The sequence below is a fragment of the Micromonospora wenchangensis genome, from assembly GCF_002210435.1.
Taxonomy (GTDB): domain Bacteria; phylum Actinomycetota; class Actinomycetes; order Mycobacteriales; family Micromonosporaceae; genus Micromonospora; species Micromonospora wenchangensis.
Map to the genome: position 1 here is coordinate 109,423 of NZ_MZMV01000007.1, position 26,646 is coordinate 136,068.

Annotated in this window: 20 protein-coding genes; 4 read left to right on the plus strand and 16 right to left on the minus strand. The window is 73.9% G+C overall.

Annotated elements, in window-relative coordinates:
- Window positions 1–115: 115 nt before the first annotated feature.
- On the minus strand, window positions 116–547 hold the full coding sequence (locus B5D80_RS06110; RefSeq protein ID WP_088642788.1) for a hypothetical protein: 432 nt from the start codon (window positions 545–547) through the stop codon (window positions 116–118).
- A 123-nt stretch (window positions 548–670) separates the two neighbouring features.
- On the opposite strand from B5D80_RS06110, the gene B5D80_RS06115 reads away from it, so the two are divergent.
- Window positions 671–2,128, plus strand: a complete 1,458-nt coding sequence (locus B5D80_RS06115) for an SDR family oxidoreductase (protein ID WP_088642849.1) — start codon at window positions 671–673, stop codon at window positions 2,126–2,128.
- Between the two features lie 137 nt (window positions 2,129–2,265).
- On the opposite strand, the gene B5D80_RS06120 is transcribed toward B5D80_RS06115, so the two are convergent.
- The 4 genes from B5D80_RS06120 to prmC form a co-directional block, all read right to left on the minus strand.
- Window positions 2,266–4,383: a transglycosylase domain-containing protein gene (locus B5D80_RS06120; protein ID WP_088642789.1), complete on the minus strand. Its 2,118-nt coding sequence runs from the start codon at window positions 4,381–4,383 to the stop codon at window positions 2,266–2,268.
- A 166-nt stretch (window positions 4,384–4,549) separates the two neighbouring features.
- Window positions 4,550–5,161, minus strand: a complete 612-nt coding sequence (locus B5D80_RS06125; RefSeq protein ID WP_088642790.1) for an arsenate reductase/protein-tyrosine-phosphatase family protein — start codon at window positions 5,159–5,161, stop codon at window positions 4,550–4,552.
- On the minus strand, window positions 5,162–5,809 hold the full coding sequence (locus B5D80_RS06130) for an L-threonylcarbamoyladenylate synthase (RefSeq protein ID WP_088642791.1): 648 nt from the start codon (window positions 5,807–5,809) through the stop codon (window positions 5,162–5,164).
- On the minus strand, window positions 5,809–6,756 hold the full coding sequence (gene prmC / locus B5D80_RS06135; RefSeq protein ID WP_211291412.1) for a peptide chain release factor N(5)-glutamine methyltransferase: 948 nt from the start codon (window positions 6,754–6,756) through the stop codon (window positions 5,809–5,811). Before prmC ends, B5D80_RS06130 begins: the two co-directional genes overlap by 1 nt.
- 75 nt (window positions 6,757–6,831) lie before the next feature.
- On the opposite strand from prmC, the gene B5D80_RS06140 reads away from it, so the two are divergent.
- Complete coding sequence (locus tag B5D80_RS06140; protein ID WP_088642793.1) at window positions 6,832–8,376, plus strand: GGDEF domain-containing protein; 1,545 nt, start codon at window positions 6,832–6,834, stop codon at window positions 8,374–8,376.
- A 105-nt stretch (window positions 8,377–8,481) separates the two neighbouring features.
- On the opposite strand, the gene prfA is transcribed toward B5D80_RS06140, so the two are convergent.
- The 4 genes from prfA to thrB all read right to left on the minus strand — a co-directional run bounded on the left by prfA (window position 8,482) and on the right by thrB (window position 13,756).
- Complete coding sequence (prfA, locus tag B5D80_RS06145; protein ID WP_088642794.1) at window positions 8,482–9,570, minus strand: peptide chain release factor 1; 1,089 nt, start codon at window positions 9,568–9,570, stop codon at window positions 8,482–8,484.
- A 120-nt stretch (window positions 9,571–9,690) separates the two neighbouring features.
- A complete protein-coding gene (rpmE, locus tag B5D80_RS06150) occupies window positions 9,691–9,915 on the minus strand; it encodes a 50S ribosomal protein L31 (protein WP_088642795.1) in 225 nt (74 codons plus the stop codon).
- A gap of 502 nt (window positions 9,916–10,417) precedes the next feature.
- Window positions 10,418–12,517, minus strand: a complete 2,100-nt coding sequence (gene rho / locus B5D80_RS06155; RefSeq protein WP_088642796.1) for a transcription termination factor Rho — start codon at window positions 12,515–12,517, stop codon at window positions 10,418–10,420.
- A gap of 294 nt (window positions 12,518–12,811) precedes the next feature.
- Window positions 12,812–13,756: a homoserine kinase gene (thrB, locus tag B5D80_RS06160; protein WP_088642797.1), complete on the minus strand. Its 945-nt coding sequence runs from the start codon at window positions 13,754–13,756 to the stop codon at window positions 12,812–12,814.
- Between the two features lie 107 nt (window positions 13,757–13,863).
- Here thrB and B5D80_RS06165 point away from each other — a divergent pair, with 107 nt between their 5' ends.
- Window positions 13,864–14,382 carry a hypothetical protein gene (locus tag B5D80_RS06165; RefSeq protein ID WP_144081597.1) on the plus strand — a complete coding sequence of 173 codons (519 nt, stop codon included), beginning with the start codon at window positions 13,864–13,866 and terminating at the stop codon, window positions 14,380–14,382.
- An 84-nt stretch (window positions 14,383–14,466) separates the two neighbouring features.
- On the opposite strand, the gene B5D80_RS06170 is transcribed toward B5D80_RS06165, so the two are convergent.
- From B5D80_RS06170 to argS, 7 genes are all read right to left on the minus strand, one after another.
- On the minus strand, window positions 14,467–15,711 hold the full coding sequence (locus tag B5D80_RS06170) for an MFS transporter (RefSeq protein ID WP_088642799.1): 1,245 nt from the start codon (window positions 15,709–15,711) through the stop codon (window positions 14,467–14,469).
- A gap of 11 nt (window positions 15,712–15,722) precedes the next feature.
- Window positions 15,723–16,568, minus strand: a complete 846-nt coding sequence (locus tag B5D80_RS06175) for a polysaccharide deacetylase family protein (RefSeq protein ID WP_088642800.1) — start codon at window positions 16,566–16,568, stop codon at window positions 15,723–15,725.
- A 199-nt stretch (window positions 16,569–16,767) separates the two neighbouring features.
- Window positions 16,768–20,040, minus strand: a complete 3,273-nt coding sequence (locus B5D80_RS06180; protein ID WP_088642801.1) for an efflux RND transporter permease subunit — start codon at window positions 20,038–20,040, stop codon at window positions 16,768–16,770.
- Window positions 20,041–20,187: 147 nt separating this feature from the next.
- Window positions 20,188–21,237, minus strand: a complete 1,050-nt coding sequence (thrC, locus tag B5D80_RS06185) for a threonine synthase (RefSeq protein ID WP_088642802.1) — start codon at window positions 21,235–21,237, stop codon at window positions 20,188–20,190.
- 114 nt (window positions 21,238–21,351) lie between these two features.
- Complete coding sequence (locus B5D80_RS06190; protein WP_211291417.1) at window positions 21,352–22,665, minus strand: homoserine dehydrogenase; 1,314 nt, start codon at window positions 22,663–22,665, stop codon at window positions 21,352–21,354.
- An 8-nt stretch (window positions 22,666–22,673) separates the two neighbouring features.
- Entirely contained in the window at window positions 22,674–24,059 is a 1,386-nt protein-coding gene (gene lysA / locus B5D80_RS06195) for a diaminopimelate decarboxylase (protein WP_088642804.1), read from the minus strand.
- A gap of 5 nt (window positions 24,060–24,064) precedes the next feature.
- Complete coding sequence (gene argS / locus B5D80_RS06200; RefSeq protein WP_088642805.1) at window positions 24,065–25,729, minus strand: arginine--tRNA ligase; 1,665 nt, start codon at window positions 25,727–25,729, stop codon at window positions 24,065–24,067.
- Between the two features lie 98 nt (window positions 25,730–25,827).
- On the opposite strand from argS, the gene B5D80_RS06205 reads away from it, so the two are divergent.
- Complete coding sequence (locus B5D80_RS06205; RefSeq protein ID WP_088642806.1) at window positions 25,828–26,646, plus strand: thioredoxin-like domain-containing protein; 819 nt, start codon at window positions 25,828–25,830, stop codon at window positions 26,644–26,646.

Sequence of the window (26,646 nt, forward strand, 5' to 3'; positions counted from 1 at the left end):
GTCGTTGTGTGGGCATCCGGTGGGCTCCTTCGTCTGGGGGCACGCTACTCCCCTTCCGCAAGTGAGAGAACGACCGCACGCGGACAGTCGCCCGCCCGCCCACCATGTGGGACGGTCAGGAGCCGGGTCGACGGGAATACACCCTGGTCAGCCACCAGATGTGCACTCCGGTCCAGACCACCACGCCGGCGGCGATGCCGATACAGAGTGGAACCAGGCCACCCCAGCCGGTCGATGCCACCGCCACCATGACCACCCCCAGCAGGGTGAACTTGGCGATGTAGAGGCCCAGGCCGAGCGGCAGCACCAGCTGCGGGTTGACCGCGTCGGCCCGGGCCAGCACCACCGTGGTCAGGCTGTAGCTGACCACCGTCACCGCCACCCCGGCCGCCGCGCCCAGGGCCGCCACACCGCCCCCGGTCACCGCACCGACCAGCGCGGCGACCACCCCCAGCACCGCCGAGGCGGCCAGCAGCACCGGCAGGTGGCGCAGCCGCCACCCCTGGTCGTCGGCCACCGCCGGCCCACCCGCCCCGGGCTCAGCCACGCGGGTCTTCCGGGCCGCCGGCGTGCGGCGCGGCCACGACGGGCCGCCCCCGCTCCGGCCCCCACCAGGTGCGCTTCACGTTCTCCACAGCGAAAGAGTGTACGGAGCCGCACACTGGTGTCCGTGAGATGCCTCGTCACCGGCGCGACCGGATACATCGGCGGCCGGCTCGCGCCCCGCCTGCTGGCCGAGGGGCACCAGGTGCGCTGCCTGGCCCGCAAGGCCGGCCGGCTGCGCGACGTGCCCTGGGCGGCGCAGGCCGAGATCGCCGAGGGGGACCTGCGCCGGCCGGAGACGCTCCCGGCCGCCTTCGCCGACGTCGACGTCGCGTACTACCTGGTGCACTCGCTCGGGCAGGCCGACTTCGAGGCGGCCGACCGGGAGGCCGCCACCAACTTCGCCGAGGCCGCCGCCGCGGCCGGCGTACGCCGGATCGTCTACCTGGGTGGGCCGGAGCCGGCGGCCGGCGGCTCGACCTCGCCGCACCTGCGGTCCCGGGCCGAGGTGGCCCGGATCCTGCTGGCCGGCGAGGTGCCCACGGCGGTGCTGCGGGCCGCCGTGATCATCGGTTCCGGGTCGGCCTCGTTCGAGATGCTGCGCTACCTCACCGAGCGGCTGCCGGCCATGGTCACCCCCCGCTGGGTCCGCAACCGGATCCAGCCGATCGCCGTCCGGGACGTGCTGCGCTACCTGGTCGGATGCGCCGGCCTGCCGCCGGAGGTGGACCGGGCCTTCGACATCGCCGGCCCGGACGTGCTCACCTTCCGGGAGATGATGCAGCGGTACGCGCGGGTCGCCGGGCTGCGCCGCCGGATCATCGTGCCGGTCCGCCCGCTGACCCCGGCGCTGTCCTCGCACTGGGTGGGGTTGATCACGCCGGTGCCGAACGCCATCGCCCGCCCGCTGGTGGAGAGCCTGATCCACGAGGCGGTCGCGCACGAGCACGACATCGCCCGGTGGCTGCCCGACCCGCCGGGCGGGCTGACCGGCTTCGACGACGCCGTCGCGCTGGCCCTGACCAAGGTGCGCGACGCCCAGGTGGAGACCCGCTGGTCCAACGCGAGCGGCCCGGACGCCCCGGCCGAGCCCCTGCCGTCGGACCCGGACTGGTCCGGCGGGACCGCCTACACCGACGTCCGGGAGCAGGAGGTGGCCGCCCCGCCGGCCGCGCTCTGGCGGGTCATCGAGGGCGTCGGCGGCGAGCACGGCTGGTACTCGTTCCCACTCGCCTGGTCGGTACGCGGCTGGCTGGACCGGCTGGTCGGCGGGGTGGGGCTGCGCCGGGGCCGGCGCGATCCGCACCGCCTCCAGGTCGGTGAGGCGCTGGACTTCTGGCGGGTCGAGGAGATCGTCCCCGGGGAGCTGCTGCGGCTGCGCGCGGAGATGCGGCTGCCCGGCCGGGCCTGGCTGGAACTGCGCGCCGAGCCGGCCGGCGAGGGCCGCAGCCGGTACGTGCAACGCGCCGTCTTCCTCCCCCGGGGCCTACCCGGCCATCTCTACTGGCTCTCGGTCGCCCCGTTCCACACGATCATCTTCGGCGGCATGGCCCGCAACATCGCCAACCACGCCCCCACCCCCTGATCTCGCCCACCCCGACTCCTGTCGATCATGGAATTGTGGCGGACGGATCAGACCGTTTCGACCCGTTCCGCGAGCACCACAACTCCATGATCGACGGGGACGGGCGGGGACGGGGGCGGGGACGGGCGCGGCGCGGCTCAGTTGCCGTCGCGGGGGGTGGGGGTGAGGCGGTAGGTGATCGACTCGTCGGGTGGGACGAAGTCGCGGACCGGGCTGTCGGCCAGGGCGGCGGCGAGGACGCGGCCCACCGCGTCGACCATCCGGGACTGGACGGCGGCCCCGACGGCGTCGCGTGGATCGTCGGGGTTGGCGGCGATCTGGGCGACCGCGAGCTGCGGGGTGAACGCCACCACCGACTCGGTCTCGTTCCGTTCCGAACTGCCGGTCTTGCCGGCCACCGGGCGGCCCAGCCCCGGGCGGAGCTGCTCGGCCGTGCCGCCGTCGCAGCGGCGGTACATCGACTGGTCGCCGACCGGGCAGCGGGCCGCGTCGGCGGCCGCCCGGGCCACCTCGGTGTCGATCACCTGCCGGCAGTCGGGCCGGCCGGCAGCCACCTCCTTCCCGGCGCTGTCGGTGATCGACACGACCGGCAGCGGCGCGCACCAGGTCCCCTCGGCGGCCACCGTCGCGTACGCGTTGGCCAGGTCGAGCGGGGTGGTGGAGGAGACGCCGAGGGTGAACGCCCCCCAGTCGCGCGCCCCGGACCGGGCCAGTTCGGCGTCGTCGGGGGCGCGGAACCGGATGCCCAGCCGCTCGGCCATCTCGACCACCCGCTCCGCGCCCACCTTCTCGGTGAGCCAGGCGAAGTAGGTGTTCACCGACCGGCCGAAGGCGGTCCACATGGTGCGGTAGCCGTCCATCCACTCGGGGGTGGCGTTCACCGGGCACCACCGGCCGCCGCAGCTCGACCGGGGGTCGTCGGTCGGGAACCGGGTCACGATCCGGCTCGGCGCGACGAAGGAGGTCTCCAGCGGCAGCCCGGACTCCAGGGCGGCCAGCAGGGTGAACAGCTTGAACGTCGAGCCCGCCTGGTAGCCCTCGATGCCGTTGCCACCGGCGACGAGCTGGTTGACCGTGTTCGGGTAGTTCCGCTGCCCGGCCGGATTGGGGGCGACGCTGTAGTGGCGGTTCACCGCCAGGGCCAGCACCCGCCCGGTGCCGGGCTGGACCACCGCCGCCGGTGCCGCCCGGGGGTCGTCCACGTCGTAGATGCCTGTCACCTGGCGTACGGCGGCCCGCTGCACCGCCGGGTCGAGCGAGGAGACGATCCGGAAGCCGCCCCGGCGCAGGGTGTCCTGCCGTTCGGCGGCGGTCGCGCCGAAGGCGGGCTGGTCGCTCCACCACTGGGTGAACCAGTCGCAGAAGAAGCCCCAGTCGTTGCGTTGCTCGGGCACGGCGGTGCAGTCGTTCGGCGTCCGGCTGGGCCGTAGATCGAGCGGTTCCTCGCGGGCCTGCGCCGCGTCGACCGGCCCCACCTGGGCCAGCGCCACCATCCGGTCCAGCACGTACGAGCGCCGGGTCAGCGCCGCGTCGGCGTCGCCGTTGATCGGGTCGTCGGTGTCGGGGGAACGGACCAGCCCGGCCAGCAGCGACGCCTGGGCCAGGGTCAGCCGGGCCGGGGTGGTGGAGAAGTAGCGCTTGGTGGCGGCGGCGATCCCGTACGCCCCGGCGCCGAAGTAGGCGATGTTCAGGTAGCGGGTGAGGATCTCGTCCTTGGTCAGCTCGCGCTCCAGCGCCAGGGCGTACCGCATCTCCTGGAGCTTGCGGGCGGTGCTGATCTCGGTGGCCTTCTTGCGCTGTTCCTTGGTCAGCCGGGGGTCGTTGCTGAGCACGTTGCGGACGTACTGCATGGTCAGCGTGGACGCGCCCTGCCGGGCCTGGCCGTCGCGCTGGTTGACGGTGAACGCCCGGACCACGCCCCGCAGGTCGACGCCCCGGTGCTGGTAGAACCGGGCGTCCTCGGCGGCCACGATGGCCTGGCGCATCACCGGGGCCACCTTGGCCAGCGGCACGTCCACCCGGTCCTCGGTGTAGAAGGACGTGACCAGGGTGACGCCGTCGGCGGCGTAGAGGGTGGACCGCTGGGCGGTGGGTGGGGTGCGCAGGGTGTTGGGCAGTTCGGCGTAGGACGAGGCGATGCCGCCGAAACCGAGGCCGAACACCAGGGCGAGCGGCAGGGCCGCCGCGGCCAGCACCAGGCCGGCGAGGACGCCGGCGAGCAGCACGGTGAACGCCTTGTGGAGGGCCCGGATCATCAGTACTCCCCGCAGGAGTCGTCAGGACCCGTTCAGCATGACCCGCAAAACCACCCGAACTCTCATCTTTCCCCGAAACCGGAGGAACTTCGCGGGACGGACACGGCGTGCGGGACGGGACACGCCGCGCCGGTCACCCGGACGGGCGTCCCTCAGCCGGCGACGGTCACGGCAGCAGGGCCGAGGTGAGCGGGTGCACCGTCTCCTCGATCTCGTCGGCCACCCGGCTGAAGCACTGGTCGCCCCGGCCCCACGGGTCGTCCAGGTCGTCGGAGTGCAACGCGCCCGCCCCCTGCCGGGCCGCGTCGACCGCCGCCACCAGGGCCACCCCCCGGGCGTACACGGCGTCCGGGGTGGCGGCGGCCGGCGGCAGGGCGGTGGTGTCAAGCGCGCCGAGCAGCCGGCCGAACTCGCCCAGCACGAACGTGCGCGACGCCGCGTCCGGGCGCAGCGCCACCACGTACTCCTGCTGGTCGGCGGTGGCGGTGAGGATCAGGTCGGCGGCGTCGATCAGGTCGGAACGCAGCTTGCGGGCGGCGAACCCCTCGACGTCACCACCGCGACCCAGCACCTGCCGGGCGGCCGGCGGGTTCATCTCCTCCCCCGCGTGCCACCCGCCGGTGCCGGCGCTGTGGCTGTGCAGCAGCGCGTCCGCCCCGGTGGGGTCGACGCCGAGCCGCTCCAGCCGCTCGCGGACGGCGAGCACCAGCAGCCGTTCGGCCATCGGGGACCGGCAGATGTTGCCCATGCAGACGTGCAGGACGGTGAACGGCGGCACTCAGGCTCCCCGCTCGTCGAGGATGTCCGGCGCGACGTCGCGGAGCTGGTCGAGGGTGATCGCGCCGGCCCGCAGCAGCCGGGGCGTCTCCCCGGTCAGGTCGACGATGGTGCTCGGCACCGGGTCGGGGCAGGCCCCGGCCTCCAGGTAGACCCGCACCGAGTAGCTGAGCTGGTCGCGGGCCTCCTCCGCGGTCAACGCCGGCGACTGGCCCACCTTGTTGGCCGAGGCCACCGCCATCGGGCCGGTCTCCCGCAGCACCTCCAGCGCCACCGGGTGCAGCGGCATCCGGACCGCCACCGTCCCGTCGGCGTCGCCGCCCAGGTCCCAGGCGAGGCTCGGCGAGTGCTCCACCACGATGGTCAACGCACCGGGCCAGAACGCCTCGACCAGGTCACGGGCCGCGCGGGGCAGCGAGAACACCAGGCCGTCGAGGGTGTGCCGGGAGCCGATCAGCACCGGCGGCGCAGCCTGGCTGCCGCCCCGGGCGTCGGAGAGGGCCTTGACCGCGTACGGGGTGAACGCGTCCGCGCCGATCCCGTAGACCGTGTCGGTGGGGAGAACGACCAGCTCGCCGTTCTTGACCGCCTCGATCGCCGCGGCGATGCCGCGGTCCCGGTCGGCGGGTGACCGACAGTCGTAGAGCATCACGAGGAGCCAGTCTGCCACGCCGACGCTCCGACGGCGTGCGGGCCGTCCGACCGGCGGGACGCGGTGGCGAACCGGGGCCGGCCGGCCAGGTCCCGGTGCGCCCGTACCGCCGTGTACCGGCCGTCCGCGGTCAGCAGTGCCGGCACCGCCGCGCCGTGCGTGTCGTCGTGCTCGACGCCCAGCTCGCCGTCGGGTCGCAGCAGCTCGGCCGCCCGGCGCAGCACCGGCCGCAGCACCGCCAGCCCGTCCGCCCCGCCGAACACCGCCTCGTCGGGGTCGTGCCCGGCCACCTCCGGCGGGACCGGCACCGCCCGTGGCACGTACGGCGGGTTGCACAGCAGCACGTCGACCGCGCCGACCAGGCCGGCCAGCAGCCCCGGGTCGGTGACGTCGGCGGTCACCACCTCGACCGGCCGGTCACCGGCGGCGGCCCGCTCGGCGGCGTTGCGGCGCAGCCAGGTCAGCGCGGCCGGGGACCGTTCCACCGCCACCACCCGGGCCGCCGGCACCTCCTGGGCGACCGCCAGCGCGATCGCCCCGGAACCGCTGCACAGGTCGACCACCACCGGGTCCGGCCGGGTCAGCGCCCGGTCGATGCCCCAGCCGGCCAGCAGCTCCGTCTCCGGGCGGGGCACGAAGACCCCCGGCCCGACCGCCAGCTCCAGGTGCCGGAAGCCGGCCCGGCCGGTCAGGTGCTGCAACGGCTCGCGGTCGGCCCGCCTCGCCACCAGCGCGTCGTACCGGGCCCGCTCGGCGGGGGTGAAGCCGTCGGTCAGGGCGAGCCGGCCCCGGGGCACGTCCAGCACGTACGCGGCGAGCTGCTCCGCCTCGGACCGGGCCGACGCCACCCCGGCGGCGGCGAGGGTACGGACGGCGCGGGCCAGCACGGGCGAGGTCCGCTCGCGTTCTGTCCCTTCGGACGGGTGGCGTGGGAGTGAGGTCACGACATAATCATGGGGCGTCGTCGGTCCCGCCACGAGTGGGTGCGGCCGGGCGCACACCGACGGGAGGTTCGCCAGGTGGGGTGGCTCGACCGGGTCGATGACCAGGTTGACGCCCTGACGCATGCCCGCAGCCTCCAGGAGGCGAGCCGCTCGGCCGAGGCGGTCGGCGTCCTCGACCGGGTGCTGCGCACCACCGCCGACCCGTACACCCGGGCGGACGCGCTGGTGCAGCGGCTCTGCGCGTTGATCAACCTGGGTCGGACGGCCGAGTTCACCCGGGCCATCGAGGAGGCCTCCGGGGCGGTGCGCGACCTCCCCGAGCCCTACCTGCACGGGCACCTCAACGCGCTGGCCGCGCTCGCCGCGCACCACCAGGGGGCGCTGGACCGCTGCGTCACCCACCTGGTCCGGGCGGCGCGGGCGCTGGGCGCGGCGGAGGACCGGGACCGGGACACCGCCTGGGGCTGGCACGACCTGGCGATGGCCTACTCCTACCTGAGCTTCCACGGCTACGCGTTGGGCGCGATCGAGCGGGCCCGCCAGCACGGGGCCGCCGCCGGCATCCCCGAGGAGACCTTCGCCGCCCCCGGCATCCGGCTGCGCAACGCCGTCGCGTTGGACCACAACGGCGACAGCGACGGCTGCCTGCGGGTGCTCCGCGACATCGCGGCCGACCTGGCCCGGTTCGTCGACGACGGGCGGGCCGACCGGCTGCGGCCGAGCAGCCTCGCCGCGTACGGCTACGCGGCGGTCCGCCGGGCGGCGCTCGGTGACGCGACCCCGGTCGGCCCGGAGCCGGCCCGGCTGCTCGACCACGGCGGGGACAGCGCCCGCGCCCGGGACATGCGCCAGCTCGGCCACGTCTGCCTGGCGGTCGCCGACGGCCGCCCGATCGAGGCGATCACCCGGCTGGACTCGGCCCGGGTGTCGGCCGAGACGCTCGGCGCGGCGGAACTGTCCCGGCTGCGCAGCATCGCCTTCTCCCGGGCCGGCGACCACGCCGCCGCGCACCGCGCGGACCGGATGGCGTTCCGGCTGGCCGCCCAGCGCAACGACCGGCTGCGCGACGTCTACATCGACGGCATCGCGGCCCGCATCGACCACGAGGAGATGCGCCGGGAGGCCGCCCGCTACGAGGGTGAGGCGCTCACCGACCCGTTGACCGGGCTGCCCAACCGGCGGCGGCTGGAGCGCTACATCGGCTCGGTGGTGTCCCGGGGCGAGCGGGTGGTGATCGGCGTCTGCGACCTCGACGGGTTCAAGGCGGTCAACACCCACCACGGCCACCACTCCGGCGACCTGGTGCTGCAACGCATCGCCGGGGTGATCAACCGGGTGATGCGGCGGGGCGACTTCGTGGCCCGCTACGGCGGCGACGAGTTCGTGGTGGTGCTCTCCGGCGCCGGCATGGCCGAGGCGGCCGAGGTGGCCCGCCGGATCGACGCGGCGGTGCGCACCGAGGACTGGGAGTCGCTGGTGCCCGGCACCCCGGTGGGGGTGAGCATCGGTTTCGCCGAGGTCGCCGGCACCGGCACCGCGCTGCGGGACGCCCTCGGGCTCGCGTTCGAGATCGCCGACCGGGAGATGCTGCGCGCCAAGGCCCGCTCACGCGCCTCCTGACCCGTACCCCCGGGGTGTTTGCCCACCGGCCCGCCGCGACGCCGTCAGGCGCGCTCTGGCGGGCCGCGACGGGCCGGTGTGCGCCGGCCCCGGCCCCCGGTCGGGTCAGCGGCGGGTCAGCTCGGTGTCGCCGGCGAGCCGGGCGGCCCGGTCCGCCTCGGCGAGGGCGTCCAGGACGCCGTCCAGCTCCCCGGCGAGCGCCAGGTCGAGGTTGTACGCGGTGTAGCCGATCCGGTGGTCGGTGATCCGGTTCTGCGGGAAGTTGTAGGTGCGGATGCGTTCCGAACGGTCCACGGTGCGCACCTGCGCCTTGCGGGCGTCCGAGGCGGCCGCGTCGGCCTGCTCCTGGGCCACCGCCAGCAACCGGGCCCGCAGGATGCGCATCGCCTGCTCCCGGTTCTGCAACTGGGACTTCTCGTTCTGGCAGGAGACCACCACACCGGTGGGCAGGTGGGTGATGCGCACCGCCGAGTCGGTGGTGTTCACCGACTGGCCGCCCGGCCCCGACGAGCGGAACACGTCGATCCGCAGCTCGTTCGGGTCGATGGTGACGTCGACGTCCTCGGCCTCGGGCAGCACCAGGACACCGGCCGCGCTGGTGTGGATGCGGCCCTGCGACTCGGTGACCGGGACCCGCTGCACCCGGTGCACCCCGCCCTCCCACTTCAACCGGGACCAGACGCCGTTGCCGCCGTCCGGGACCCCCTTGGTCTTGATGGCCAGCGAGACGTCCTTGACCCCGCCGAGGTCGGAGTCCTGCGCGTCGATCACCTCGGTCAGCCAGCCGTGCCGCTCGGCGTACCTGGTGTACATCCGCAGCAGGTCCCCGGCGAACAGCGCGGACTCCTCGCCGCCCTCGCCGGCCTTGATCTCGATGATCACGTCCTTGGCGTCGTGCGGGTCGCGGGGGATCAGCAGCTCGGCCAGCCGCTCCTCCAGCGCCGGCAGGGTCGCCGCGATCGAGTCCGCCTCCTCGCCGAACGCCGGGTCCTCGGCGGCCAGCTCGCGGGCCGCGACCAGGTCGGCGCGGGCCTGTTCCAGTTCGCCGGCGGCCTTGTGCAGCGGGACCAGCTCGGCGTAACGGCGACCGACCCGGCGGGCGGTGTTCTGGTCGGCGTGGATGGCCGGGTCGGCCAGCCGCTTCTCCAGCTCGGCGTACTCGTCGAGGAGGGCGGCCAGGCGCTCGCTGCTCATGCGGGGAATGCTCCTTCGACGGGGCCGGCGGTGGTGGAACGGGACACGGAGGTCACAGGGGGGCGCAACGGACGACGCCCGCGTCCGGCACGGGGCCGGACACGGGCGTCGTCGGTGGAGCTACTTGGCCTTCTTCGCCTGGACCTTGGCGTACTTCTGCTGGAACTTGGCGACCCGGCCCGCGGTGTCGAGGACGCGCTGCTTGCCGGTGTAGAACGGGTGGCAGGCGCTGCAGGTCTCGACGCTGATCGAGCCGCCCTTGGCGGTGCTGCGGGTCGTGAAGGAGTTGCCGCAGGAGCACTTGACCTCGGTCGTCGTGTACTCCGGGTGGATGTTGGGCTTCATGTCGCCTCGGTCCTTTCGTCGGTGGTCGCCGGGTCGCCGCTGATCCCCCGCCGCCTGGTGCGCGACGGACTCGGGCGTGAACCGGAACCGGTGGCCGATTGACCAGTGTGCCATGGGCGTGAGCCGACCCGACGGGCGGGCCGCACGATCGGTCCGGCAGTGGTAACGCACCTCCCGCCACCCGCATTCCCGCCGCTGCGGCCCCGCATTCCTCGCCCGGCGGGCGGACCGGACCGGGTGGGCTCCTCCCCCAGGTTCAGAAGCCCACCCGACCGGGCCGCCGGGCGGCGGACGCCTCCCCAGGTTTCCTCCGCCGCCCGCCGGTGGCCGGGCCCCGACCGCTCGGCCGGGACCCGCTCACCCCCAGTCAACCCGGACCCGCACAGAATTTTCAAGAGCTGCCAGGGCCGTCGAAAGAAAAGTCCACAGACACGATTCCCGGGTACGACGAAGGGCACGGCCGCTGCGGCCGTGCCCTTCGTGCGGTCTCACCCGGAGCGGGTCACTCCCCCGGTGTCGACTTGGCGATCTGCATCAGGAACTCGATGTTGGTGCGGGACTGCTTGAGCCGGTCGAGCAGCAGGTCCAGCGCCGCCTGCGAGTCCAGCGAGTGCAGCACCTTGCGGAGCTTGTGGATGATTGCCAGCTCCTCCGGCGCGAGCAGGATCTCCTCCTTGCGCGTGCCCGAGGCGCTGACGTCCACGGCCGGGAAGGTGCGCTTGTCGGCGATCTTCCGGTCGAGCTTCAGCTCCGCGTTGCCGGTGCCCTTGAACTCCTCGAAGATGACCGTGTCCGCCATCGACCCGGTCTCCACCAGCGCGGTGGCGAGGATGGTCAGCGAGCCACCGTTCTCGATGTTGCGGGCCGCACCCAGGAACCGCTTCGGCGGGTAGAGCGCCGTCGAGTCGATACCACCGGACATGATCCGGCCGGAGGCCGGTGCCGCCAGGTTGTACGACCGGCCGAGCCGGGTCACCGAGTCGAGCAGCACGACCACGTCGTGCCCCAGCTCGACCAGGCGCTTGGCCCGCTCGATCGCCAGCTCGGCGACCGTGGTGTGGTCCTGCGGCGGACGGTCGAACGTGGCCGCGATGACCTCGCCCTTGACCGACCGCTGCATGTCGGTGACCTCTTCGGGCCGCTCGTCGACCAGCACCACCATCAGGTGGCACTCCGGGTTGTTGTGCGTGATCGCGTTCGCGATCGCCTGGAGCACCATGGTCTTGCCGGCCTTGGGCGGCGACACGATCAGCGCCCGCTGCCCCTTGCCCAACGGCATCACCAGGTCGATCACCCGGGTGGTCAGGATGTGCGGCTCGGTCTCCAGCCGCAACCGCTCCTGCGGGTACAGCGGGGTGAGCTTGTAGAACTCGGGACGACGACGGGCCTCGTCCGGCTCCATGCCGTTGATGGTGTCCAGCCGCACCAGCGGGTTGTACTTGTCCCGCCGCTGGTCGCCACCGCCACTGTCCCGGGCGGTCCGGACCGCGCCGGTGATCGCGTCGCCCCGGCGCAGGCCGTACTTCTTGATCTGCGACATGGAGACGTAGACGTCGTTCGGGCCGGCCAGGTAGCCGGTGGTCCGCACGAAGGCGTAGTTGTCGAGCACGTCGATGATGCCGGCCACCGGGACCAGCACCTCGTCCTCGCCGACCTGCGGCTCCCGGCCGCCGCCGGTGTCGTTGCCGCCCTCGGCCCGGTCACCCCGGCCCCGACGACGGTCCCGGAACCGGCTACGCCGGCCCCGCCGGCCGCCGCCCTCGTCGTCGTCGGAGTCGTCCCGGTTGTCGCGCTGACCACGGTCGCCACCCCGGTCGTTGCGGTCGGCCCGCTCGCCCCGGTCGTTGCGGTCGCTCCGGTCGTTGCGGTCGCCCCGGTCGCTGCGGTCACCCCGGTCGCTGCGCTCGGTCCGCTCCGCCCGGTCGTTACCGGCCCGGTCGGCCCGCTCGCCCCGGTCGTTGCCCGCACGCTCGGCCCGGTCGTTACGGCCGGCCCGGTCGTTGTCCGTCCGCTCGGCCCGGTCGTTACCGGCCCGCTCGGCCCGGTCACCGCCGGTCCGCTCGTTACCGGCCCGCTCGGTCCCGGTGCGCTCGCCACGGTCCCGGCCGGTACGACCCTCGGCCCGCTCGGGACGCTCACCGGCCTCGACCGGCGGCTCCTCGGTACGGGGCTCGACGGCCCGTGCCTCGGCGGCCGGCCGCGACTCGGCGGTGCTGGCCCGGCTGCGCCGGGTCCGGGTCCGACCCTCGGGCTCGGTGGTGGCGGCAGGGGTGGCCGACGCCGGCTCGGCGGCACGCTCCGGGGTCACCTCGGCGTGCACCTCCTCCCGGACGGGGGCAGCCGCAGCCGCGACCTCGGCCCGCGGTCGAGGGGTGCCGGTCGCGGCGCCGCCCTGCTGCCGCTCGGTGATCGCGCTGATCAGCTCGCCCTTGCGCATGCGGGCGGTCCCGGAGATGCCGAGCGACGCGGCCAGGCTCTGCAGCTCCGGCAGCAGCATCGCCGACAGACCGGTACCGCTGCGCCGACGGCGGGCGGGGGCGGCGGTGGTGGCATCGCCAGCGACGTTGGAAACATCCGACGTCACGTCGGTGGTGTCGCTCAATGGATTCCTTCCCTCGATAGGCCGGGACTGCCCGGGATCGACAAGCAAGGTGGCCGGGCGGCCTCGGTGCACCCGCCTCGCATGACGCGTCGCGGGAGTCTGTGGCACAGCAGCCGGGCGGTTTCCCAACTCACCAACGTCGGTGAGCAGGTCTCGCCGTCTGCGGCGACCTGCGGAAACTGCGGTGCGGCGTGGGCCTTGGCAGGGGTGACGGGCTGACCGCCGAGAGCTTCGGGGTGCGCCGACCCGCAGAGAGATCGCGTGCTTCGCGGCTGTGCTGAGTCTAGAGCGTAATCAACTCTTCCGACCTGCGGCAACAGGGTCCCGCTCGGCGTGTCCCAGTCTACCCCGTGCGAGCGTCGCTCCGCGCACCTCTACCGGCAACCGCCAGACTTCCCATTCTGTTCCCGGGTCGAACCCGTCGGGCGGCGCGGTGAACGCCAGCACCGTCGGGCCCGCCCCACTGACCACGGCCGCCACACCGGCCGCACGCAACTCGCTGACCAGGGCAGCCGTCTGCGGCATCCCCGCCGCGCGGTAGTCCTGGTGCAGCCGGTCGACGGTCGCCGGCAGCAGCAGTTCCGGCGCGGCGGTCAACGCGTGCACCAGCAACGCCGACCGGCCCGCGTTCGACGCCGCGTCCCCGTGCGGCACCGTCGCCGGCAACGCCGCCCGCGCGGTGGCCGTCAGTCCCCGCTCGGCCGGCACGAAGACGGTGGGCCGGACCCCGGCCGCGACCGGCAGCGAGACCGCCCGACCGCCGGTCGGCTCCGTCCAGGCGACGGTGAACCCGCCGAGCAGGCACGGCGCGACGTTGTCCGGATGGCCCTCGATCTCGGCGGCCAGCCGCAGCACCGCCTCGTCGTCGAGCCGCTGCGCGCCGTCGGCGACCAGCCCCCGGGCCAGCAGCACGCCGGCCACGATCGCCGCCGAGGAGGAACCCAGGCCCCGGGCCTGCGGAATCCGGTTCACGCACTCCAGGGCCAGCCCCGACGGCTGCGCACCGAGCAGGTCGAAGGCGGCCCGCATGGCCACGACCACCAGGTGCCGCTCGTCAGGTGGCAGGTCGCCGGCACCCTCGCCGGTCACCGTCACCCGGACACCGGCCGGGGTCACCTCGGCGGCCACGTCGTCGTGCAGGGCGAGGGCGAGCCCGAGGGCGTCGAACCCGGGGCCCAGGTTGGCGCTGGTGGCGGGCACCCGCACCCGGACCGGCCCGGAGGTGAAAGTGGTAGGCACAGGATCATGCTAGGGCCCGGGACCGACGGCGCACCGCCTCGCCCGGACGGTGGAACTGGATCAGCTCGGTTAGCCTGACGCCGATCCATCGACCGGTCGGAGGCGACGTGGCAATGCTCGGTTACCGGCTCACCCAGGTGCTGGGGCACCTGCCCATCCTGCTGACCCTGCTCACCGTCCTGGTGCTCGGCGCCACCGCCGGCCGCCGGCTGCCCGGCCGGTCCCGGTCGTTCCTGCTCGCCGGGGCCGTCGTCCTGCTGCTGCTGGAACTGCTCACCACCGCCTGGGTCGCGGCCCTGCCGGACCTGATCCGCTCCGGCGGGATACGCCAGTACCAGATGTGGAGCTTCGCCGTCAGCGCGGTCGGCTGGATCGGCTACCCGATCGGCCTGGGCCTCATCGTCGCCGCCGTCTTCGTCGGCCGCCGCGCCGCGGCCCCGTCCCCCGTGCCCGGTCAGCCGTGGGGCACCTGGACGCCGCCGGCCGGTGGCCCCCCGACCGGGCATCCCGGTGGCCCACCGCCCGGCTACCCCGCCGGTCAGGCCACGGCAGACCCGGGGCGGGACGCGTGGGGCGGGAGCAACCACCCGCCGGCCGCCCCGCCGCAGGTCGACCCCACCGACTGAGCCGTCCCACCGGGGTCGACCCCGCCGCCTGCCGCCGTGCCGCAGCTCGGCCCCGCCACAGGTCGGCCCGGGCCGCAGGTCGCGTCAGCGGGCGGCCAGCGGGTCGCCCCCGGTGGCCGGGTCGGTGAGCGAGAGCCGGCGGGTGGCGATCCGCCAGCCCACCGCGTACACGACGGTGACCAGGCCGCAGCCGGCCAGCACCACCCGCTCGTCGACCAGGTCGACCACGCCTGCCACCACCAACTGGCTGACCGAGATCGCCAGGGTCGCCAGCATCATGTCGGTGGCGAACACCCGGCCACGCAGCCGGTCGGGCACCTCGCCCTGGAGGGCGAAGTTCGACAGCACCCAGTTGCTGCCGCCGCCGAAGTGCGCCACGAAGACCAGCAGCAGCACCAGCGGGAACCAGCTCGCCACCGCCGCGCCCAGGTAGGCCAGCCCGTACAGCGACATCGACAGGGCCAGGCCGGGCAGTAGCCAGGCCCGGTTGGTCAGCACCCGGCTCATCAGGATCGGCCCCACCAGCGCCCCCGCCCCGCGCGCCGCGAACAGCAGGCCGGTGCCGACCGGCCCCGCCCCGTACACGGCGGCCAGCAGGGGGAAGACGGTCAGCACGCCGTTGCCCAGCCCCACCGCCGACTTCACCGTCACCAGCGCCAGCACCCGGGGCCGGTGCCGGATGTGGCCAAGCGCCTCGCGGATCGCCGTCCAGGTGCGCGGCGTCGACCGGTCGGCCTCCCGGGCCGCCTGCAACGGCCGGCGGATCAGCGCCGCCAGGCCCGCCGCCGCCACCAGGCCGACCACCCCCACCCAGAAGCAGGCGTACGGTCCGACGGCCGCGGTCAGCACGCCACCGAGGGACGCCCCGACCACGGTCATCGTCCCCCAGGCGGAACCGGCCACGGCGTTGCCGACGGCCAGGTCGGCCGGATCGAGCACGTTGGGCAGGGCGGCCTGCGCGGCCGGCGAGTAGAACGCCTTGCCGACCGCCACCGCCGTGATCGCCACCATGGCCAGCCAGGCGGTGCCGGCGTCGCGGACACCGAGCAGCAACAGCACCCCGAGCAGCGTCACGCCGTTCGCGGCCATCATCACCTTCCGGCGGTCGAACCGGTCGGCGATGGTCCCGGTGTACGGCAGCAGCAGCGCCAGCACCCCGGTGTCCAACGCCAGCACCAGGGCGCCCCACACCCCGCTGCCGGTCAGCTCCGGCAGCAGCACCAGCAGCGGCACCATGACGAACCAGTCGGCGCCGAAGACCACCAGCTCGGCGAGGAAGAGATTGCGGAAGTCCCGGTTACGGGCGAGAACGGAGAGCGGAGAGGACACGTGCCCGGACCCTACCCCCCGGTTCGGGAGCCGGTCGGGTGGGCCAGCAGCTCGGAGACCGTGACGAAGGTGTATCCCCGGGCCCGCAGGCCGGTGATCATCGCGGCCAGCCCGCGCAGCGCCACCTGACGGTTCTCCGGGCCCGCGTCGTGGGCGAGCAGGATGGTGCCCGGCACGACGTCGGACACGATCCGCCGGGCGTGCCCCGCCGGGTCGTCCGGGTACTCCCCCTCCACCATCTGCAACGACCACAGCACGACCCGGTAGTCGAGGCGTACGGCGGCGTGCAGCACCCCGCCGCCCAGGTGCCCGTACGGGGGGCGGAGCAGCCGGGGCGGCGTCCCGGTGACCTCGGCGATGGCCTCGTGCGACCGGCGCAGGTCGTCGTGCACGTCGGCGGCGGCCAGCCGGGCCAGGTCCCGGTGCCGCCAACTGTGGTTGCCCACCTCGTGCCGGGCCAGCCGCCCCCGGATCAGCCCGGCGTGCCGGCGCACCCGCTCCCCGACCAGGAAGAAGGTCGCCGGCACCGCGTGGGTGTCCAGGGTGTCCAGTACGGTCGGCGTCCACCGCGGCAGCGGACCGTCGTCGAAGGTCAACGCCACCAGCCGTCGCGTGGTCGGGGCGTGCCACACCACCTGGAGCCCGCCCGAGCCGACGTCCTGCCGCCGGTTGCCGACGGTGGCGCTGGCCGGGCCGCCGGACAACGGCAGGTGCCGGTCGGCCAGCCAGGCGCCCTGGGACATGCCGGCGGCCCCCAGCGCGACGCCCCCGGCCAGCAGCGCCCCGCCGCCCAGCACGCGCCGCCGGCCCCATCCCCTGCCGCCCGGCCCGGCCGGCTCCGCCCGGTCGACGCCCATCACCCAGGGTGGATCGACGATGACCGACGGTAGAGGACCACGGGGTGACCGTACCCGGTGTTCGACCCGCTGTCCCGGGTGCGACGCGACGCGCCCCCGGCCCGGTGACCCCGGACCGGGGGCGCGTCGTGGCGCGACGGCGGTCTCCCCCCGACCCGGTCGCGGCGGGTCGGGGGCCGCTGCGACGCGGCCGGGAGGGCTACTCGGTCGGTGGCAGCGGCGACCGGCGGCTCTTGGGCAGCCGCAGCACCTCGAACTGGTCGGTGCCGTCCACCAGCGCGGCCGACGGGGTCGGCCGGGCCGGCGGTTCGTCCGACGCCTCGGCCGCCGGGGCACCCACCGGCGCCGGCACCCCGGCGTCCGGCTCGGCGGGCGTCGCGGTGGAGCCGTTCCCGTCGGAGGTCCGCCCCCGCCGGCCGGCCCGCCGCTCGCGCAGCGACTCCTTGGTGCGTTCCACCATGGTGTAGAGGGTCGGCACCAGGACCAGGGTGAGCAGGGTCGAGCTGAGCAGGCCACCGATCACCACCACCGCGAGCGGCTGGGAGATGAAGCCGCCCTCGCCGGTCAGCCCGAAGGCCATCGGCAGCAACGCGAAGATCGTCGCCACCGCCGTCATCAGGATCGGCCGCAGCCGACGCCGGCCACCCTCGACCACCGCCTCGGTGATGCCCATCCCCTGCGCCCGGTACTGGTTGATCAGATCCAGCAGCACGATCGCGTTGGTCACCACGATGCCGACCAGCATCAGCACGCCGATCAGCGCCGGCACGCCCAGCGGGGTCCCGGTGACCAGCAGCAGGCCGATCGCGCCGGTCGCCGCGAACGGGATGGAGATCAGCAGGATCAGCGCCTGGGTGATGCTCCGGAACGTCGCCACCATGATCAGGAAGACGATCGCGATCGCGGCCAGCACGGCCAGGCCGAGGTCACCGAAGGCGTCCTCCTGCTGGGCGCTCGCGCCACCCACGGCGATCGTCGCCCCCGGCACGTCCACGTCGTCCAGCCGCTTCTTCAGCTCGGTCGTGGTCGCACCGAGGTTCGAGCCGGTGGCCGTGCCGGTCACCGAGACGCTGCGCTCACCGTCGATCCGGGTGATCTGCTGCGGTCCCTCGCCCCGGGTGACGTCGGCGATGTCGTCCAGCTTCACCGGGCCCACCGGCAGCGCCCGCAACTGCTCCTCGGTCAGCGGTGGGGCCGCCGTCGTCCGCAGCACCACGTCCTGCTGCCCGCCGTCGAGGGTGACCCGGCCCAGCGGGCTGCCCCGGTACGCCTGCGACACCAACTGCCCGACCGCCGCCTCGCTGAGCCCCACCCGGGCCGCCGCCAGCCGGTCGACCGTCACGTCGACCCGGGGCACCCGGTCGGCCAGGCTGGTGGCCACGTCCTCGACGCCGGGGGTGCCCGCCATCGCCGCCCGGACCTGGTCGGCGGCCCGGTTCAGGGTGTCGGTGTCGGCGGCCTGGACGACCACCTCCAACTGGCTGCCCGAGGTGCCGCCCTGCCCGTTGTCGAAGCTCAACTCGCCGGCCCCGGCACCGAGCCGGTCGAACTCCCGGCGCAGGACCTCCTTCATCTCCTTGGCGTCGGTGTCCCCACCGAGCGCCACCGACCAGCGGGCGGTGTTGTTGCCGCCGCCGGCCAGCCACGGCTGGTCGCTGCCGCCCGCGCTCACCTGGTAGGTCTCGACCCCGTCGGTACGCGCCAGCACCCCCTCGACCAGGCGGGCGGCCTCGTCCGTGGCGGCCAGCCCGGACCCGGCCGGCAGTTTCTGGCTGATGCTCAGGGTGTCCTGGCCGGAGTCGTCGAGGAAGTTGGTCTCCAGCTTCTGGGCCAGCCCGAAGGTGCCGAACAGCAGCAGGATGCCCACCGCCACGGTGATCCACCGGGTCCTGCGGGTGCGGGTGGCGAACCCGATCGCCGGCAGGTACGCCCGCTGCAACGGGCTGCGCAGCTCCTTGGCCTCGGCGGCCCGGCGCACCGCCTCGTCCGCCCCGTCACGTGGCGGCTTGAGGAACCAGTACGCCAGCACCGGGATCACCGTCAGCGACACCAGCAGCGAGGCGAGCAGGGCCACCGTGACGGTGATCGCGAACGGGGCGAAGAGCTGCCCGACGAACCCGCCCACCAGCGCGATCGGCGCGAACACCGCGACCGTGGTGAGCGTCGACGCGGTCACCGCCCCGGCCACCTCGCGGACGGCGGTGACGATCGCGTCCCGCTTGGGTTCGCCGTACTCCAGGTGGCGTTTGATGTTCTCCAACACCACGATCGAGTCGTCGACCACCCGCCCGACCGCGATGGTGAGCGCACCCAGGGTGAGCAGGTTGAGCGAGTAGTCGCCGGCCCAGAGGGCGAGCAGCGCCACCACCACCGACAGCGGGATGGAGACCGCGGTGACCAGGGTGGACCGGACCGACAGCAGGAACACCAGGATCACCACGACCGCCATCAGCAGGCCGAGCAGCCCCTCGGTGGTCAGGCTCTCGATCGACTTCTCCACGAACGGGGCCTGGTCGAACACGATGGTCAGCTCGGCGCCCGAGGCGGACCGCAGGTCGTCCAGCCGGTCCCGGATGTCGTGCGAGATCCGTACGGCGTTGCCGTCCTGCGCCGCCGTGACCTGGACCCCGATGCTCTCCTTGCCGTTGGTGCGGGTGATCGCGGTGGCCGGGGCGAGCTGCTGCTCGACGGTCGCCACGTCACCGAGCCGGACCGGGGCGGCCTTCGGCGCGGTCGGGGTGAGCGCGATGCCCCGCAACTGGTCGAGGGTGGTGACCGGGGCACCCACCTGCACCGGCAGCGCGGTGGTGCCGTCGACGACCGCGCCGGCCGGGACGGCGATGCCGTTGGACTTCAGCGCGGTGGCGATCGCGGTCGGGGTCAGCTTGGCGGCGGCGAACTTCGCCGGGTCCGGCGTGATCGTCACGACCTGCTCGCGGGTGCCGGTGACGGCGACCGTGCGGACCCCGTCGATCCCCTCCAGCTCGGGGACCACCGTGTCGCGCAGCCTGGCGGCGAGGGCCTGCTCGTCACCGCCGCCGGTGGCGGCCAGCACCACGGCCGGCAGGTCGTCGGTGCTGCCGGTGATGACCTGCGGGTCCACCTCGTCGGGAAGTTGCGCGTCGACCCGGCTCAGCGCGGTCTGCATCTTGTTGGCGACGTCGTCGATGTCGGTGCCGAAGACGAACTCCACCGCGATCGTCGCCGACCCCTCCCGCGAGGTGGAGGTGACCTTCTCCAGCCCGGGGATGCTCTGGAGGCTGTTCTCGATCGGCTCGGCGACCTGCGCCTCGACGATCTCCGGCGAGGCGCCCGGGTAGACCGCGACGACGAACGCGCCGGGGAACTCCAGCGAGGGCAGCAACTGCTGCTTGAGCGAGGGGACGGTGAACGCCCCGAACGCCGCGGTCACCACCGCGATCAGGGCGACGAGCCCCCGGTTGGCGAGGCTGGATCTGGCGAGCAGCGACATCGGCGTGGCTCACTCCTGGGAGAGGGGATGGGCGTGGGGAAAGTTTGCCCGACCCGGTCTCCCCCACCCGTCACGGGGTGGCCGCCCGCCGGCCGGGTCGACGGGGACGGCACCCGGCCGTCACCGTCGCCCGGCGCGGGGTGGGAATCAGGCCAGGTCGAGCGAGCGGGCGGCGGTCAGGGCGTCGTTGGCGATGGTGATCGGGGCGGGCGCGGTGGAGATCGCCCACTCCGGGTCCTTCAGGCCGTGGCCGGTGACCGTGCAGACCACCGTCGCCCCGGCCGGCACCCGGCCCTCGGCCCCCTGCTGGAGCAGACCCGCCACGCTGGCCGCGCTGCCCAACTCGACGAAGACCCCCACCTCGCGGGCGAGCAGCCGGTACGCCGCCAGGATCTCCCGGTCGGTCACCGCGGCGATCAGCCCCTGCGAGGCGTCCCGGGCGTCGAGCGCCTTGGTCCAGCTCGCCGGGTTGCCGATCCGGATGGCGGTGGCGATCGTCGACGGCTCCGGCACCACCTGGCCGCTGACGATCGGGGCCGCCCCGGCGGCCTGGAAGCCGTACATCCTCGGGGCGCGGGTGGAGTTGCCGTCCCGCAGGTCCTCCGAGTAGCCCATCCAGTAGGCGGAGATGTTGCCGGCGTTGCCGACCGGCAGGCAGTGGATGTCGGGGGCGTCACCGAGCGCCTCGACGATCTCGAAGGCGGCCGTCTTCTGGCCGTGCAGCCGGTCCGGGTTGACCGAGTTGACCAGGGCCACCGGGAAGTCCTGGGCGAGCTTGGAGGCCAGCGCCAGGCAGTCGTCGAAGTTGCCCTGCACCTGGAGCAGCTTGGCCCCGTGCACCAGCGCCTGGGCCAGCTTGCCCAGCGCGATCTTGCCCTGCGGCACCAGCACCGCACAGGTGATCCCGGCGCGGGCCGCGTACGCGGCGGCGGAGGCGCTGGTGTTGCCGGTGGAGGCGCAGATGATCGCCTTGTCGCCGGCCTCGACGGCCTTGGAGACGGCGACGGTCATGCCGCGGTCCTTGAACGAGCCGGTCGGGTTGGCCCCCTCGACCTTCAGGTAGACGTCCGCGCCGAGCCGGGCCGAGAGTGCCGGCGCGGGCAGCAGCGGGGTGTTCCCCTCGTGCAGGGTGACCACGGGCGTGGCGTCGGTGACCGGCAGCCGGTCCCGGTACGTCTCGATCAGGCCCCGCCACATGTCGCTCTCCTCGCCTCTGCCGCCCCGGCCGTGCCGGGGCCCCTGCCAGCCTGGACCAGCCTCGTCGACCGGGCCCCGGCACACCCGCCGATAACCATCAGGCGAGACGCCCGGTCATGCCCCGCCCTCGACCCGCAGCACGCTCGCCACCGACCGGACGATGTCCAGCCCGCGCAGCTCCCGTACCGTCGCGGCGAGCGCGGCGTCCGGGGCGACGTGGGTGACGATGACCAGGTCGGCGTCCTCGCCACGGCCGGCCGGACCGCCGCCGGCCGGCCCCTGCCGGACGGTGGCGATGGACACGTCGTGCCTGGCGAACACCCCGGCCACCGCCTGGAGCACGCCCGGACGGTCGACCACGTCGAGGCTGATGTGGTAGCGGGTCAGCGCCTCGCCCATCGGCCGGACCGCCAGGTCGGCGTAGGCGGACTCGCTGGCCGCGTGGGCGCCGGCGAGCCGGTTGCGGGACACCGCGACCACGTCGCCGAGGACCGCGCTGGCCGTCGGCGCGCCACCGGCCCCCCGGCCGTAGAACATCAGCTGCCCGGCCGCCTCGGCCTCGACGAAGACCGCGTTGAACGCGTCGCCGACGCTGGCCAGCGGGTGGGTCAGCGGGATCATCGCGGGGTGCACCCGGACGCTGACCGTCTCCCGGCCGGCGGCGTCGGTGCCCCGGGCGGCGATGCAGAGCAGCTTGATGGTGCAGCCCATCGCTTTGGCGCTGGCCATGTCGGCGACGGTGACCTCGGTGATGCCCTCGCGGTGCACGTCGGCGGCGGTGACCCGGGTGTGGAAGGCGAGCGAGGCCAGGATGGCGGCCTTCGCGGCGGCGTCGAAGCCCTCCACGTCGGCGGTCGGGTCGGCCTCGGCGTACCCCAGCTCGGTCGCCTCGTCGAGCGCCTCGGCGAAGCCGGCGCCGGTGGCGTCCATCGCGGAGAGGATGAAGTTGGTGGTGCCGTTGACGATGCCGGTGACCCGGTTGATCCGGTCGCCGTGCAGCGACTCGCGCAGCGGACGCAGCAGCGGGATCGCCCCGGCGACGGACGCCTCGTAGTAGAGGTCGGCACCGCCCTCGGCCGCCGCGTCGTGCAGGGAGGCACCGTCCTCGGCGAGCAGCGCCTTGTTGGCGGTGACCACGCTCTTGCCGGCGCGCAGCGCCTCCACCAGCCAGCTCCGCGCCGGCTCGATGCCGCCGACCACCTCGACGACGACGTCCACGTCGTCGCGTTTGATCAGGCCGAGCGGGTCGGTGGTGAACAGCGCCGGGTCGACGGGCAGGTCACCCCGGTCCCGGCCGAGGCGGCGCACGGCGATACCGGCGATCTCCAGCGGAGCACCGATCCGGGCGGCCAGGTCGGCGGCCTGCTCGTGCAGCAGCCGGACCACCTCGCTACCGACCGTTCCGCAGCCGAGCAGGGCCAAGCGCACAGGTGACGTCATCCCACATCCAAAGCGAGCAGGTCTTCTTCGGTCTCCCGCCGTACGATCAGCCGGGCTCGGCCGTCACGCACCGCTACCACCGGGGGGCGGGGCACATGGTTGTAGTTGCTGGCCATGCTCCGGCAGTACGCCCCCGTGCCGGGGACCGCGACAAGATCTCCGGGCTGCACGTCGGCGGGCAGGAATTCATCCTTCACCACGATGTCCCCGGACTCACAGTGCTTTCCCACCACGCGGGCCAGCAGCGGCTCGGCGGTCGACGCCCGGCCGGCCAGCGTCGCCGAGTACGACGCGTCGTAGAGGGCGGTCCGGATGTTGTCGCTCATCCCGCCGTCCACGCTGACGTAGGTGCGCAGCCCGTCGACGTCCTTGACGGTGCCGACCTCGTAGAGGGTGAACACGGCGGGGCCGACGATGGCCCGGCCCGGCTCGATCGACAGGTGCGGGACGGCCAGGTTCTCCGCGGCGCACTCCGAGTCGACGATCTTGCGGAGCCGCTTGGCCAGTTCCGCCGGGGGCGACGGGTCGTCCTGGGTGGTGTACGCGATGCCGAAGCCGCCGCCCAGGTCCAGCTCGGGCAGCTCCACCCCCCGGGCGTCGCGGATCTGCGCCTGCAGGGCGAGCACCCGGCGGGCGGAGACCTCGAAGCCGCTGGTGTCGAAGATCTGCGAACCGATGTGCGAGTGCAGCCCGCGCAGGTCCAGCACGCCCTCGTCGATGACCCGGAAGGCCGCCGCGGCGGCGGCCCCGCCGGCCAGCGAGAAACCGAACTTCTGGTCCTCGTGGGCGGTGGCGATGAACTCGTGGGTGTGCGCCTCCACCCCGACCGTGACCCGGATCAGCACCCCGGGGCGGACCCCGCGCTCCCGGGCCAGCGCGGTGAGCCGGTCGATCTCGGTGAACGAGTCGAGGATGATCCGGCCCACCCCGGCGTCCAGCGCCCGGGTCAGCTCGGCGACTGACTTGTTGTTGCCGTGGAAGCCGATCCGCTCCGCCGGCATCCCGGCCGACAGCGCGGTGGCCAGCTCACCGCCGGAGCAGACGTCCAGGTGCAGGCCCTCCTCGGCGATCATCCGGACCACCGCCCGGCAGAGGAACGCCTTGCCGGCGTAGTAGACGTCCACGTCGGGGAAGGCGTCCCGGAAGTCCCGGGCGCGCGAGCGCAGGTCGTCCTCGTCGAGGACGTACGCGGGGGTGCCGTACCCGGCGGCCAGCTCGCGGACGTCGAGACCGGCGACGGTCAGCGCGCCGTGGGCGCCGCGTTCGACCTGGCGCGGCCAGAGCTGCGGCACCAGGGCGTTGACGTCGGCCGGGGGACGCAGCCAGGCCGGCCCCCGGTGGCCGATGTCGCCGTGCAGGGCACCGGCTTCGTGGGCACGCATCAGGGCTACATCCTCTCCGGGGCGGAGACGCCGAGCAGGCGCAGCCCGTTGGCGATCACCGTGCGGGTGGCGTCGTTGAGCCAGAGCCGGGCCCGGTGCAGGTCGGTGACCTCCTCGTCGCCGCGCGGCAGGATCCGGCAGTTGTCGTAGAACCGGTGGTACGCCCCGGCCAGATCCTCCAGGTAGCGGGCGACCCGGTGCGGTTCGCGCAGCTCGGCGGCGGCGGCGACCACGGCGGGGAACTCGGCGAGCGCCTTGAGCAGCTCGTTCTCCTTGTCGTGGTCGAGCAGCTCGGGGTGGAACCCGGCCCCGTCGCCCCGGCTCAGGCCGACCTCGGCGGCGTTACGGCCGACGCTCGCCGTCCGGGCGGCGACGTACTGCACGTAGTAGACCGGGTTGTCGCGGGTGGCCCGGGTCCACAGCTCGACGTCGATGTCGATCGGCGAGTCGCTGGAGTAGCGGGCCAGCGCGTAGCGGGAGGCGTCCACGCCGATCGCGTCGACCAGGTCCTCCAGGGTGACCACGGTGCCGGCCCGCTTGCTCATCCGCAGCGGCACCCCGTCGCGGACCAGGTTGACCAGCTGGCCGATGAGGATCTCCAGGTTGACCGCGGGATCGTCGCCGAAGCAGGCGGACATCGCCTTCATCCGCCCGATGTAGCCGTGGTGGTCCGCCCCCAGCATGATCACGACCCGCTCGAAGCCGCGCTCCCGCTTGTCCAGGTAGTAGGCGCAGTCGGCGGCGAAGTACGTCCACTCGCCGTTGGACTTGCGCAGCACCCGGTCCTTGTCGTCGCCGAAGTCGGTGGTGCGCAGCCAGGTCGCCCCGTCGGCCTCGTACAGGTGGCCCTGCGCGCGCAGCCGGTCCAGGGCGAGGTCCAGCTCACCCCGGTCGTGCAGGTCCTTCTCGTTGAAGTAGGTGTCGAACTCCACCCCGAAGCCGCGCAGCGAGGACCTGATCTCGGCGAACATCAGCGTGACGCCCTCGACCCGGAACACCTCCTGGGCCTCGCCGTCGGGCAGGTCGAGCACGTCCGGCCGGACCGCCCGCACCTGCTCGGCGATCTCGGCGATGTACGCCCCGCCGTAGCCGTCCTCGGGGGCCGGCTCGCCCTTCGCGGCGCAGAGCAGCGACCTGGCGAACCGGTCGATCTGCGACCCGGCGTCGTTGAAGTAGTACTCGGTGCCGACATCTGCGCCGGTGGCCCGCAGCAGCCGGCTGAGCGCGTCGCCGACCGCCGCCCAGCGGACCCCGCCGATGTGCACCGGGCCGGTCGGATTCGCCGAGACGAACTCCAGGTTGATCCGCTGGCCGGCGAGCCGGTCGCTGCGGCCGTACTCCCCGCCGGCCTCGACGATCACCCGGGCGAGCTGGCCGGCGGCGGCCGCGTCGAGCCGGATGTTGAGGAACCCGGGGCCGGCGATCTCCACCGACTTGATCCCGGCCGTCCGACCGAGCTGGTCGGCCAGCGCGGCGGCCAGCTCCCGGGGCGGGACGCCCACCTTCTTGCTGAGCTGGAGGGCCAGCGTCGAGGCGTAGTCGCCGTGGTCGGGGTTACGCGGTCGCTCCACCGCCGTGTGCGCCGGAAGCGCGGCGGGGTCGAGCCCGCGCTCACGGAAGACGGCGTGGGCTGCGGAGAGGACGACCTCGGCGAGTTCTGCGGGAGTCACCGAACCATGTTATCGGGGGTAGACTCGGGCACTCGGCGGCGACCCTGAGCGTCACCCGGCCCGCCAGATCCCCTGACCGACCGACCTGACGAGGGACGATGAGCATCAGCACCCCGGGCGGCCCGCAGCGCCGTCCGACCGTGGTCAGCACCGGCAAGAAGCCGGCGGCGGGCCGGCCCGCCGCCGGCGCCAGCAAGCCCGGGGCCGCCAAGTCCACGGGCACCCCCCGGCAGACCTCGGGCGGCAAGGGCCCGCGTAAGCCGATCACCCCGGTGAAGGTGAGCCAGGGCCGGTCCTGGGGCCCGATCGCCCTGTTCGTCGCCGTGGGCGTGCTCGCCGTCTCGATCATCGGTTACGGCGCGTACGCGGCCTTCCAGGGTTCCAAGTCGTGGGAGCAGCGGGCCGCCGACATCGACGGCATCGTCGACTTCCGGGAGAAGGACCCCAAGCTCGTCCAGGGCGGCCAGCACCAGCAGGGCGCGATCAAGTACGACGTGCTCCCGCCGGTGGCCGGCCCGCACAACCCGGCCTGGCAGAACTGCATGGGCGACGTCTACGACGCCCCGATCGCCAACGAGCACGCGGTGCACAGCCTGGAGCACGGCACGGTGTGGATCACCTACCGTCCCGACCTGCCGGCCGACCAGGTCAGCAAGCTCCGCAGCAAGGTGCAGGGCGTCGAGAAGGCCATGCTCAGCCCGTTCGAGGGGCTGGACAAGCCGATCTCGCTCCAGGCGTGGGGCTACCAGCTCAAGGTCGACAACGCCGACGACAGCCGGATCGACGAGTTCATCAAGACCCTGCGGGTGAACGCCTCGGTCGAGGGTCCGAACGCCAACTGCGGTCAGGGCATCACGGCCACCGGCACCGCCCCGCGCGACAACCTCCCGCAGCAACAGCAGCAGCCCACCCAGTGA